Below are 11,136 nucleotides of genomic sequence, written 5' to 3'. Positions count from 1 at the left end.
ATGCCGACCCAAGCTCCCCCACGATCTGATCGATCAAAGGTCGGACGGTCTGGCACGGGGCGATCCGAAAAATGCCAACTCCCGGACCGCAAAAGCAACTTACAAGGTCGGTGCGCGCAGCGCACCGGGTGGGGCAGGGCAGTACGCGCGTTCTTCGGCCACTCCGACCGACGCAGCCCTCAGTCTGCCGCGCCCTCTCGTTCCGCCTTGAGCTGCGCCTCGAATGCGGCCTCGGCGGCATCGGCATAGCTTGCGCAGGTGGCTGGGTGCGCGCGCTCGAGCGTGGCGCCATAGCGCATCCCGCTGAAGTCCGGATGCGGGGTCAGCAGCAGGTCGCAGGGCAGGCTGCGCACGCGCGCGAAGCTCGCGCGATAGGCGTCGACGATGTGCGGATAGCGGGGGGTGCCGAGCAGGCGGTAATCGGGCGCGCTGAGGCTATCGACGTAGGCGATCCGCACGGACGTGCCATCGTCGGCCCGGTCGGTCCAGGTCCAGCTCATGCTGCCCGGGGTGTGGCCGGGGGTGAAATGCACCTGCAAGCGCAGCTCGCCCAATGCCAGCGTTTCGCCGTCCTGCAGCAGACGATCGGTGACGACCGGCGGGTAGAGAAAGGCATCGCCGTAGTGGAGGTCGTCGCTGCCACCGCGTACGAGCAACTGCGCCGATTCGGCATTGGCCACGACCCGGGCACCGGTGGCCCGACGCAGGGCCGCCAACGGGCCGGCATGGTCGGCATGGGCGTGGCTGAGCACGATGAACTTCAGGTCGGACGGGGCCACGCCGAGTGCGGCCATGTTCGCGAGCAGGTGCTCGGCGGTCTGCGGCATGCCACCGTCGATCAGGATGGCGCCGGCATCGCCCTTGAGCAGCAGCGCGCTCAACTGCGCCGTGCCGATCTGCCAGGTGCCGGCGGCGATGCGCAATGGCGCGACCGGCTGCCGCCAGGCGGCGGGCACCTCGTAGGCGCGCAACTGCGGCAGCGGCTCGGCCGCCATCGCCTGCAGCGCGCCGAGGCCACCGAGCACCGCCGTCGTCCACAGCATCCAACCGATCGCGCTTCGCATCGTTCACTCCGGTCTTGATCGTGCGGCGATTGTCGACAGGCTCTCGCGGACGTCACAAGCGCGACGATCTCATCGCAGCCATGAGCGGATTCGATGGCAAGTGCCGCGATCGCGCAGGCCTCGCCTGCACTAGCGCGCGCGAGCCGGCCGATGCATCGGTCGATGGCATCGGCGGTCGAGAATCGAGAAGGGTTTCTTTCAATCCGGGGGGGCGCCGCAGTGATCGCTGTGCGCTGGCACGCGTTGGGACACCGGGTTCAGGCGCGAAGAGCGATGCGACACCAGTCGTCCAATACGGCCTTTACATTGGCTTCAAGCGTGCCTTTTCGCGTGAAGCCCCACCAGATGATGGCGCCCTGCCAGACGCTGGCCAACTGCTGACCCAGCACATCGGCAAGCACCGGATCCCGGGAAAGGCGTTGTCCCAATGCAGTGGTCAACTGCTTGGTCCACTGCGCGCCTCGAGCGCGAAGCGCAGGGTGACGGAAATCCTCTCGAAGCAGTAACAGTCCATCCGAGAAGTCCACGTCTCCAGCCCCCCTCGCTGTCAGGCGCAGGAGCAGGTCCACCGCGCCCGCAGGATCCGCCGACGCCTGGGCATCGGCGGCGTGAGTGGCTTGCTCCAACCGCGTCCAGGCATGCGACAGGGTCGACTCGACCATGCCCTCTCGCGTTCCAAAGCGCTGCACAAGTGTGGCAGGCGCGAGATCGACCCATTGCGCGGCGTGTGCGAACGACAGGCCTGGCCCGTCCCTGGCGATGAGGACGAGGAGTCGATCCATCAGTTCTTCGTCCGAGACTTTCTTCGATCTGCCCATTGGGGTAATATAAACGAACGTTCGCTTATAAAAAAGGGCGCGCCATGGCACGCATTCTTGGCTACATCGCGACCAGCCTTGACGGCTTCATCGCGTCACCTGGGGACAGACTCGATTGGCTGCAGCGTTATGAGGGCATGGCGCTCGGGGAGCACGATTACAACGTCTTCCTCCGGCGGGTCAGAACGGTCGTCATGGGACGCGGCACGTATGACTTTCTCGCTCGCGACCCCGCTCCTTGGCCGTATCCACACCACAGAGTGATTGTCGTCACCTCTGGCGTCATCGACGCGCCCCGAGGGACGCTCGAAATTCGCCACGATGTCGACGCGTTGATCGCCGAACTCAGAGCGCTTGATGACGGAGACGTCTGGATGCTGGGAGGGGGCAAGCTACAGATGGCGCTCATCGAGCGTGGGGCGCTTGATGAGATCGAGATCTACGTCATGCCGGAGCTGCTGGGCGGCGGCAGCCCGCTGTTTCCCGCCGCAGGAGTTCGTCTGAGTCCGACGCTGATCAGCGCGAAGACGCTGGACCGGGGCTGTGTCCGCCTGCACTACGCGCTTCGTAGCGAATGAACCGTGGGGAACGGGGGCGTAAACCGCTCCGAGCCGACGCGAGTGGGAGATCGAGCTGCAATCGAAGGCGCATGCAGGCCATCTCGACGCCTCGTTGGACGCGCACGCGACCCTCTCGCCAAGAGGGCAAGGACAACGGCGAGAGGACCCCGAACGCCTGCACGGTCAGAGTGCGGCGCGGTCGTAGCTCGCGTCCCGTCGATCACGAGATGGGTTGATGGCCATCGTGCAGCGCGCCGCATGCTGGTGTCGGCCGCGTCCGCGCGCATCTCATCGTGGATCATCTGCGTCGGCCGGCGCCGCGCACCAGGCCTCGACAGCGGGTGCAGTGTTCTCGATGCCTTCGCGTTGGGCCAGTTCCCACGGCCGTTCGCAGGTCGCGCTGCGCGGGCACCAAGCGTAGCCGGCCGAGCCGATGCAGCCGTGGGCGTCACGGTCGCCGCCGACCACGGCCGGTGCGGCACTCGGAGCGGGCGCGGCAGGGGCGGGTGCCTGCGGCGGGCTGCAAGCCGCCAGCAACAGGCCCAAGGGCAGGATCATGAACTGACGCATTGGAAGCTCCCGTACTGGAACGGCTCGAGAATGCCGACGGCTACGTGGCCGGTGTGTCGTCGCCACCGCGTGCTGCCGCGATTGCCGCGATCCGTGCGCGCCGCAGCGCTTCGCCGATCGCGGGGCCTGCGCGTCCTTCGGCCGCGAGGTCGCGGGCGTTGACCGCGCAGGCGGCGGCGTGGGCGCGGCGTAGTTGCGCGCCCTGCGGATAGTCGCTGTCGGTGCTGCCCAGGCGGCCGCGCTTGTCCGCTTCGCAGACCAGCGCGAGCTGGTCGATGCGTTCAGGCCGGCGGAAGCCATCGCAGCGTGCGATGAGTTCGTAGAGCGTGGTATCGCGCAGTTCGGCGATGCGGTGCACGTTGAGGTGTTCGCGGCAGGCGACGATCGCCAGCTCGCGATGCGCGGACGGCACCTTGAGCCGTGCGCACAGCGCCTCGAGCGGACGCACGCCCGCATGCTCGTGGCCGACGTGGCGCGGCAGCTGGTGCGCGGGGGTCAATGCCTTGCCGAGGTCGTGGGTGAGGGCGGCGAAGCCGATCGCATCGTCGCCCGGCGCCAGCCGCGCGGCCATGTCGACGACCAGTTCGATATGCGTGCCGGTGTCGACCTCGGGGTGATATTCGGCGCGCTGCGGCACGCCGTACAGTGCATCGACCTCGGGCAGTACGACCGCGAGCGCGCCGCAGTCGTGCAAGGTGCGCACGAACGCCGACGGCCGCGCCGAGCCCAGGGCGCGACGCAGCTCCTGCCACACGCGTTCGGGCGTCAGCGTGGCCAGTTCGCCGGCGTCGACCATCGCGCGCATCAGCGCCATCGTCTCGTCGGCGACCGTAAAACCAAGCGGCGCAAAGCGGGCCATGAAGCGTGCGGCGCGCAGCACCCGCAACGGGTCCTCGGCAAATGCCGGGCCGACGTGGCGCAGCAGCCGTGCATCGAGGTCCCGCGCGCCGCCGTAAGGATCGATCAATGTGCCGTCGGGGGCCTGGGCGATCGCGTTGATCGTGAAGTCGCGGCGCTCGAGATCCTGTTCCAGCGTCACCGAGGGGTCGGCATCGACGACGAAGCCGCGATGGCCGCGCCCGGCCTTGCGCTCGGTACGCGCCAACGCGTACTCCTCGCCGGTGTGCGGATGCAGGAATACCGGGAAATCGCGCCCGATCGCGCGGAAGCCCGCGGCCTCCATCGCCGCCTGGGTCTGGCCGACGACGACGAAATCGCGGTCGCCCGGCGTCTGGCCGAGCAGCGCATCGCGCACCGCGCCACCGACCAGATAGGTCTGCATCGCACTCACGGCGTGGGGCAGGCGAACGACGTGCGCCGGGCATCGCTGCCACCGCGCAGGCGTTCGTCGAGCTTGGCCGCGCGCCCGTACATGCGCCAGTCGTAGAGCACGCTGAAGGCGAGCACGCGGGCGACGTACTCGCGCGTTTCGCGGTAGCTGATCGTCTCGATCCAGAAATCGGGGTCCATGTCCGGGCGCTGCGACAGCCAGCGCGAGGTCGGCGTCGGTCCGGCGTTGTAGGCGGCGATCGCGACGTAGGGCTTGCCGTACATGTCCTTCTTCTCGCGCAGGTAGGCGGTGCCCAGCGCGACGTTGGTCTCCGGATCGTACAGGCTCTCGGCGCCGCCCCAGCTGCGGCCGAGCCGGCGCGCGACCGCAGCGCCGGTCGCGGGCAATACCTGCATCAGCCCGCGGGCATCGGCCGGCGAGCGCGCACGCGGGTTGAACGTGCTCTCGGCGCGGATCTCGGCTGCGACCCAGGCCGGGTCCAGGCCGTGGCGCTTGGCCTCGCGCTCGATCAGCGCCTGCTGGGTCAGCGGAAAGCGCAGTGCGTAGAGCCGGGTTTCGTCGGGCTGGCGACCGAGTCCGAACACCGCGCGGTCGTACCAGCCGTTCTCCTGGGCCACCAGCACCGCGATGCGCCGCTGGTCGTCGTCGAAGCGCTCGAGCGCGGCGCTCCATTCGCGCGTCGCCCAGATCGGCCGCTCGATGCGGTACAGCGCCATCGCCCGCACGATGCCCGGGTCGGTCGCCACGCGCGTCTTGGCCTCGTTCGATGGTGCGAAGTCCCAGGGGCACAGTGCGTAGGACTGGCCAAGGCGGTCGGCGGCGAGGAAGCCGTGGAAGTCGGATTTCGTCGCCGCGTCTCGGTACAGCCGCTCGGCGGTCGCCGCATCGCCGGTCAGTGCCGCCAGCCGCGCCTCGAAATAGGTCCAGCGCGATTGCGCGCGCTGCGCTGCGCCCATTGCGCGGATCGCCGACAGCGCTGCCGGCCAGTCGCTGCGCGCCATCGCCTCGCGCGCGCGCCATTCGTGCAGACGCTCGTCGTAGGCCGAGGCCGGCACCCGTGCCAGCAGCCGCGCCGCGTCCGGTAGGTAGGACGCCACGGTCCACAGCGCGGCCTGGTAGAGCACGCGACCGTTGTCTTCCTCGGTGAAGCCCAGCGCGGTCGCGACCGCCGGCAACTGCGCCTCGGCCGCCAGTGGGTCGTCCTTGGCCAGGCGCGCCAGTCCGTGCGAGGCGACCAGTCGGCTGCGCGCGGTCTTCGGCCAGCCGGTGGCGCGCGCGTGCGGCGCCTGCAGATAGGCCGCGTAGTCGGTCGCCAGCGGCTGCTCGGCGGCGGAGAGCCCGCGCGCGATTCCGCGCGCCATCGCCACGTCCTGCGCGGCAACCGCCAGGTCGAAGCGTTCCCAGCGCAGGGCGTCGTCGAGGCCGCCGCGCGCGGCCAGGGTCTGCAAGGGGGCATCGCAGGTGTCGGGCAGCGAGGCACCGCTGCTGCGCCAGATCGCCTGCACGTCGCGCGTCCACTGCGCATCGGCGGCGCCGGTGCGAGCGCGCGCGTCGAGTTCCATGCAGCGCAGCGCGACGTTCGAAATCGACGGCGACCAGGCCGCACGCACGCCGGCCCAGTCCTGACGCTTGGCCAGGGCGCGCAACCAGCTCTCGCGGAAGACCTCGGCCACCGGCTCGCCGGCATGCCGGGTCAGGAAGTCCTGGCCCTGGGCCAACGGCAGCGTGTCGAGATTGCGCCGCAGCGCAGCCAGCTCCAGCCAGGCGGCGGCCGGATGGCCGGTCATCGCCGGCGGCACCGGCTGGCCGCGCTCGGCAGCCTGCATCGCCGCGAGGAACCCATCGTCGCCCGGTGCTTGCGCCTGCGCACCGGCGGCGAGCGCGAGCAGGGACAGCAGGGCGCCGCGCAGGGTGCGCGGCAGCGGGCGGGCGGTGCGAGGGGCGCTGGACGGCATCGGCGGACGGGCGGCGGCGAAGGGCCGACGACTATAGCCAAGCGTCGCTGAAGCCGATGTGGGAGCGACGCTGCCCCTGCGGCGCCTTTCTTAGTCCGCGCGCAGCCAGGCGAGCGCCGCGTCGACGTCGTCGGCCTCGAGCAGCAGCTCGGCCAGCGCGTGCTGGCCGGTCGCCGCGGCGGTGGCGGCCAGCGCCGATGCGCATAGCGTTTCGTCCCAGTCCGGCGCGGCGACCAGGCCGGCGAGCAGCGGCAGCCGGGCGAGCGCGGCGACGTAACCGTCGATTAGGCTGTCGGGAATCACCGCATCGCTGGCGGCGCGCGCCAACTCGATGCTCGCGGGCAACACGAAGTGACTCGGGCAGGCGCGTTCGGGGGCCTCGGCCAGCGCGGCGACGATGTGCGGCACGGCCGCGAACGAGGCCGGGTGTACGCGGCCCTCGTCGCACAGCGCCGCCCACAGCGCCTGCCACGGCGGGCTCTGCCAACTGTCCTCGGTCGCGCCGTCGAGCTGCGCCAGCAACGCAGGCACCCCAAGGGCGATGCCCTGCGCGCAACTCAGGCGCGCCCACGCCGGATCGTCGAGCGCCAGCATCGGCGCATCGGCCAGCCCGTCGCGCGGACTCATGCGCGGCGGCCCACGATCAGCCAGTTGTTGAACGGCGTGTCGCCGTACAGCGGCCGCAGCGTGGTCGTCAGACCCGCGCCTTCGAGCTGCGTGCGCAGGCCATCGGCGGTCGGATAGCAGCGTGCGCGTTCCTGCATCCAGCCGGCGAAATTGGCCAGCCGGTCGGTGATGCGCGACGTCCGGCTGCGGGTCGAGCCGTCGGCCAGTCCGCTGCGGATCACCAGCAGTGCGCCCGGCGCCAGCATCGCGATCACCTCGTCGAGCAGCGCGCGCTGGCGCTCGTGCGACAGGTACTGCAGCACGTCCAGGATCGCGACACTGCCCTGGTGCGCCGGCAGGCCGGCGGCGAGGTCGAGCACGTCCAGCCGCACCTCGGCCAACCCGGCGCGTGCGGCGACCTCGCGGCCGCGGCGGATCTTGGCCGCGTCGATGTCGACGCCGGCGTAAGGCAATGTCTGGCCATCGGCACGCAGCGCATGCGCCAGCAGCCCCAGGCCACAGCCCAGGTCGAGCACCGGCGCGGTCGTGGGCCGCAGCGCCTGCAGCACGCCCGGGTACAGCGGGTCGGTGCGCAGCTTGGTCAGCGTGTAGTAGTAGTCGTAGCGGTTGCCCAGCGGATGACGCGGCAGGAAGGCGCGGGCGATGCCACGCGCGGCGTCGCGCGGATACGGGGCGGTGGAGAGCGGGGTGGGGTCGGAGGTGGTCGCGGTCATGCCCGCGACAATAAGCCGCGTGCGACCGGCAGCGCCAGTCGCGCCCAGTCCGCGTGCAGCGCGGCCGATGGATGCAGGCCGTCGTCGGCCAGCATTGCCGGCTCGCCGCCGCGGGCGCGGCTGATCGGCGCGATGTCGACGAACGCCACCCCCTGCCGCGCACAGAGCGCCATTGCCGCAGCGTTGTAGGCATCGAGCGTGCGCGCGATCTCGCCGACGTCGCGCCCGGAATGCGCACCGAACGGCGTGACGCCCCAGTCCGGAATCGCGAGCACGAACACGCGCTGGGCGCGGTCGCCGGCGAAGCCGATCGCCCGCGCGAGCAGTGCTTCGAAGCGCGGTAGGTAGTCGTCGAGCGCGCGGCCGCGGTACTGGTCGTTGACGCCGATCAGCAGGCTGACCAGGTCGAACGGCCCTTCGGGAGCGGCGGCGTCGATGCCGGCATCGAGCTCGTCGGTGGTCCAGCCGGTGGTGGCGACGATCTGCGGCGCGTCGATCACGTTGCCGGCCGCGCGCAGCGCATCGGCCAGCACCACCGGCCAGCGCGCCGCCGGCGCGATGCCTTCGCCGATCGTGTAGCTGTCGCCGAGCGCCAGGTAGCGGAGCGGCCGCGCGTGCTCAGCCATTGACCGCGCGCGGCACCAGCGGCACGACCTTGCGCGCGTCGGTGATCTGGCGATCGAGCACCCGCTCGATACGCGAGAACACCTCGCGCAGCTGCGCCGGCTCGGGCAGCAGCGTCACGCGGAAATGGTTGCGATAGGGCACGTTGAAGCTGTTGCCCGGCACCACCAGCACGCCCTCGGCGTCCATCAGGTCCAGCGCGAACGCGTGGTCGTCGAACCCCTGCGCGAACTCCGGCGCGATGCCGGGGAAGGCGTACAACGCGCCGGCCGGCTCGACCAGTTGCAGATAGCGGCTTGCCGCGCAGGCGTCGACCACCGCCCGGCGCGCTTCGTACAGCCGGCCGCCGGGCGCGCACAGCGCACCGATCGTGTCGATGCCGGTCAGCGCGGCTTCGATCGCGAACTGGCCGGGCACGTTCGCGCACAGGCGCAGGGCGCCGAGCAGGTCCATCGCGTTGCGGAACTCGCGGCTGCGCGCCTCACTGCCCGACAGCACCGCCCAGCCCACACGCCAGCCGCAGGCGCGGTGGACCTTCGACAGCCCGCCGAACGACACGCAGGGCACGTCGCCTGCGATCGGCGCGAGCGGCTCGAACACCGCGCCGTCGTAGGTGATGGCGTCGTAGATCTCGTCGCACAGCAACAGCAGGCCATGACGCTCGGCGACGGCGACGATGCGCTCGAGCAGCGCGCGCGGGTAGACCGCACCGGTCGGGTTGTTGGGATTGATCAGCACGATCGCGCGCGTACGCGGCGACACCAGCGCCTCGAGCGCGTCGGGGTCGGGCAGGAAGCCGTGCTCGGCCTTGCACTGGTAGAACACCGGCCGCCCGTCGTTGAGGATCGTCGCCGCCGACCACAGCGGATAGTCGGGCGAGGGCACCAGCACCTCGTCGCCGGGATTGAGCAGCGCGCGCAGCGCGATGTCGATCAGCTCGCTGACGCCGTTGCCCACGAACACGCGCTCGGGCGAGACCGCGTGCGCGCCGCGCGCGGCATGGTGGGCGGCGATCGCCTCGCGGGCGATCGGCAGGCCCTGCTGGTGGGTGTAGGGATCGGTGTCGTGGATGCGACCGGCGATCGCGCGCTGCAGGTGCTCGGGCGCGCGGAAACCGAACGCGCCGGGATTGCCGATGTTGAGCTTGATCAGCGTGCGCCCCTGGGCCTCCAGCTCGCGCGCTCGCCGGGCCAACTCGCCGCGGATTTCGTAGCGCACTTCGGACAGGCGTTCGCGGGTTTTGAGGGGGGCGGACATCGGGCGGCGCTCTGCGCGGGGAGGATGACTCGATGCTAGCCCAAAAGCCGCATGAATGCGGCCACGCCGACGAACGGGCGCCCCCGGCTGTCGTGCGCGCCCTGGCGCTGTCCCCGTAGAATCCGCCGCATGCCGACTGCCCCGCCGATCGCTTGACCGCCCCCGACCCTGCGCTGCGCGCGATCGGCTGGCCATTCGACGGCCCCCCGTCCGGCTCCTGGGCCGAGGCGATGGCCGCCCACCCGCAGGCGCGCCCCAGGCGTGTGGTCGAGCAACACCGCTCCGGCTACCTGGTCGCCGGCGCCCCTGGCCAGGCGCTGGCGGTCGAGTCGCTGCCCGACTGGCTGCGCCGCAGCGGCTACCGCAAGGGCACGATGGCGCCCGAGGACCGCGCCGCGGTCGGCGACTGGGTGCTGGTCGAGGACGAGCGCCGCATCGTCGCGATGCTGCCCCGTCGCAGCGCGATCAAGCGCGCGGCGGCCGGCGAGCATTACCGCCAGCAGTTGATCGCCGCCAACATCGACACCGTGCTCGTGGTCTGCGGCCTGGATGCCGACTTCAACCCGCGCCGCATCGAGCGCTATCTGCTGCTGGTGCAGGGCGGCGGCACACCGGTCGTCGTGCTGACCAAGGCCGACCGCGACAGCGCCGACCCGGAGGCCGCGCGCGCCGCGCTGGCCGAGATCGCCGCGCTGGGCGTCGCGGTGCTGGCGGTCAACGCCCGCGACCCCGACAGCGTCGCCGCGCTGCATCCCTGGCTCGGCCCGGGCACCACCGCGGTGCTGGTCGGCAGCTCGGGGGCCGGCAAATCGACGCTGACCAATACCCTGCTCGGCCGAGAACACATGCGCACCGGCGCGGTACGCGACAGCGACGACCGTGGCCGGCACACGACCACCCATCGCGCACTGATTCCGCTGCCGGCGGGTGCCTGCCTGATCGACACCCCGGGCATGCGCGAGCTCAAGCCGACCGGCGAAGAAGATCTCGCCGAGGGCGGTTTTGCCGACATCGAAGCCCTGGCCGCCGACTGCCGCTTCCGCGACTGCCGGCACGAACGCGAACCCGGCTGCGCCGTGCGCGCCGCAGTCGAGGCCGGCACCCTGACCGCGCAGCGGCTGGCGAACTACCTCAAGCTGCGCGATGAACGCGACGCCGCCACCGCCCGCCGCGCCGACCGCCTGGCCGCCCGCCAGGACGACGCCCGCCCGACCGGCCGACGCCCCGGCCGACGCTGAGGCCCGGTCGCGCGCGCTGCGCGTCGCCCCCCCTCCCGCGGCGTGCGGGACGGTGTCGCCATCTTCGGTACAGCCGCGCCGTGCTCCCTCCCCCGCGTGCGGGGGAGTGCTGGGGTGGGGGAGACGGCCGCGAGGGCACGTCGTTTGGATGTCGGGAAAGCCCCGGCCCCCACCCGCCGCGCGACGCGCGTCGACCTCACCCCGCAAGCGGGGGAGGTGTCGCGATCTTCGGCATTGCAGCGCCGTGCTCTCTCCCACCCGCCGGGACGGTGTCGCGATCTTCGGCACAGCAGCGCCGTGCTCCCTCCCCGCGTGCGGGACGGTGTCGCCATCTTTGGCATTGCAGCGCTGTGCTCCCTCCCCCGCGTGCGGGGGAGGGCTGGGGTGGGGGTGAACGGCCTCGAGGGCACGTCGTTTGG

The 11,136-nt window shown here is 71.3% G+C and carries 11 protein-coding genes; 2 read left to right on the top strand and 9 right to left on the bottom strand.

The genetic code is table 11. From position 1 onward, the window contains the following. Positions 1 to 179: 179 nt before the first annotated feature. On the bottom strand, positions 180 to 1,043 hold the full coding sequence (gene bla / locus ABE488_RS17490) for a subclass B3 metallo-beta-lactamase (RefSeq protein WP_346449680.1): 864 nt from the start codon (positions 1,041 to 1,043) through the stop codon (positions 180 to 182). Positions 1,044 to 1,321: 278 nt separating this feature from the next. Next, complete coding sequence (locus ABE488_RS17485) at positions 1,322 to 1,882, bottom strand: hypothetical protein (protein ID WP_346445440.1); 561 nt, start codon at positions 1,880 to 1,882, stop codon at positions 1,322 to 1,324. Positions 1,883 to 1,926: 44 nt separating this feature from the next. Between ABE488_RS17485 and ABE488_RS17480 the strand changes: the two genes are divergently transcribed. Beyond that, entirely contained in the window at positions 1,927 to 2,460 is a 534-nt protein-coding gene (locus ABE488_RS17480; protein WP_346445441.1) for a dihydrofolate reductase family protein, read from the top strand. A 270-nt stretch (positions 2,461 to 2,730) separates the two neighbouring features. On the opposite strand, the gene ABE488_RS17475 is transcribed toward ABE488_RS17480, so the two are convergent. The 7 genes from ABE488_RS17475 to ABE488_RS17445 form a co-directional block, all read right to left on the bottom strand. Beyond that, a complete protein-coding gene (locus ABE488_RS17475; protein WP_346445442.1) occupies positions 2,731 to 3,012 on the bottom strand; it encodes a hypothetical protein in 282 nt (93 codons plus the stop codon). A 40-nt stretch (positions 3,013 to 3,052) separates the two neighbouring features. After that, the gene (locus tag ABE488_RS17470) at positions 3,053 to 4,294 is read right to left on the bottom strand and encodes a multifunctional CCA addition/repair protein (RefSeq protein ID WP_346449679.1); all 1,242 of its coding nucleotides are present in this window, start codon (positions 4,292 to 4,294) and stop codon (positions 3,053 to 3,055) included. A 5-nt stretch (positions 4,295 to 4,299) separates the two neighbouring features. Then, positions 4,300 to 6,258, bottom strand: a complete 1,959-nt coding sequence (locus ABE488_RS17465) for a transglycosylase SLT domain-containing protein (RefSeq protein ID WP_346449678.1) — start codon at positions 6,256 to 6,258, stop codon at positions 4,300 to 4,302. Between the two features lie 90 nt (positions 6,259 to 6,348). Beyond that, positions 6,349 to 6,885: a hypothetical protein gene (locus ABE488_RS17460; protein WP_346449676.1), complete on the bottom strand. Its 537-nt coding sequence runs from the start codon at positions 6,883 to 6,885 to the stop codon at positions 6,349 to 6,351. Beyond that, positions 6,882 to 7,598, bottom strand: coding sequence for a class I SAM-dependent methyltransferase (locus ABE488_RS17455; protein WP_346449674.1), 717 nt, complete (start codon positions 7,596 to 7,598; stop codon positions 6,882 to 6,884). Before ABE488_RS17455 ends, ABE488_RS17460 begins: the two co-directional genes overlap by 4 nt. Continuing rightward, positions 7,595 to 8,224, bottom strand: a complete 630-nt coding sequence (locus ABE488_RS17450) for an SGNH/GDSL hydrolase family protein (RefSeq protein ID WP_346449672.1) — start codon at positions 8,222 to 8,224, stop codon at positions 7,595 to 7,597. The genes ABE488_RS17455 and ABE488_RS17450 overlap by 4 nt, the downstream gene beginning before the upstream one ends. After that, complete coding sequence (locus ABE488_RS17445) at positions 8,217 to 9,479, bottom strand: aminotransferase class I/II-fold pyridoxal phosphate-dependent enzyme (RefSeq protein WP_346445448.1); 1,263 nt, start codon at positions 9,477 to 9,479, stop codon at positions 8,217 to 8,219. Before ABE488_RS17445 ends, ABE488_RS17450 begins: the two co-directional genes overlap by 8 nt. Positions 9,480 to 9,631: 152 nt before the next feature. Here ABE488_RS17445 and rsgA point away from each other — a divergent pair, with 152 nt between their 5' ends. Then, a complete protein-coding gene (rsgA, locus tag ABE488_RS17440; protein ID WP_346449670.1) occupies positions 9,632 to 10,717 on the top strand; it encodes a ribosome small subunit-dependent GTPase A in 1,086 nt (361 codons plus the stop codon). Positions 10,718 to 11,136 lie beyond the last annotated feature (419 nt).

Origin of the sequence: Luteimonas sp. TWI662, from assembly GCF_039673825.1 — a bacterium.
GTDB lineage: Bacteria > Pseudomonadota > Gammaproteobacteria > Xanthomonadales > Xanthomonadaceae > Luteimonas.
The sequence above is the reverse complement of the archived record's forward strand: the minus strand, read 5'-3'. Positions and strand labels throughout refer to the sequence as shown.

Bases quoted from the DNA above. Each gene is read 5' to 3' on its own strand.
- ABE488_RS17470 (WP_346449679.1), bottom strand. From the start codon at position 4,294: ATGCAGACCTATCTGGTCGGTGGCGCGGTGCGCGATGCGCTGCTCGGC.
- ABE488_RS17475 (WP_346445442.1), bottom strand. From the start codon at position 3,012: ATGCGTCAGTTCATGATCCTGCCCTTGGGCCTGTTGCTGGCGGCTTGC.
- ABE488_RS17460 (WP_346449676.1), bottom strand. From the start codon at position 6,885: ATGAGTCCGCGCGACGGGCTGGCCGATGCGCCGATGCTGGCGCTCGAC.
- ABE488_RS17465 (WP_346449678.1), bottom strand. From the start codon at position 6,258: ATGCCGTCCAGCGCCCCTCGCACCGCCCGCCCGCTGCCGCGCACCCTG.
- ABE488_RS17455 (WP_346449674.1), bottom strand. From the start codon at position 7,598: ATGACCGCGACCACCTCCGACCCCACCCCGCTCTCCACCGCCCCGTAT.
- ABE488_RS17450 (WP_346449672.1), bottom strand. From the start codon at position 8,224: ATGGCTGAGCACGCGCGGCCGCTCCGCTACCTGGCGCTCGGCGACAGC.
- ABE488_RS17445 (WP_346445448.1), bottom strand. From the start codon at position 9,479: ATGTCCGCCCCCCTCAAAACCCGCGAACGCCTGTCCGAAGTGCGCTAC.
- ABE488_RS17485 (WP_346445440.1), bottom strand. From the start codon at position 1,882: ATGGGCAGATCGAAGAAAGTCTCGGACGAAGAACTGATGGATCGACTC.
- bla (WP_346449680.1), bottom strand. From the start codon at position 1,043: ATGCTGTGGACGACGGCGGTGCTCGGTGGCCTCGGCGCGCTGCAGGCG.
- ABE488_RS17480 (WP_346445441.1), top strand. From the start codon at position 1,927: ATGGCACGCATTCTTGGCTACATCGCGACCAGCCTTGACGGCTTCATC.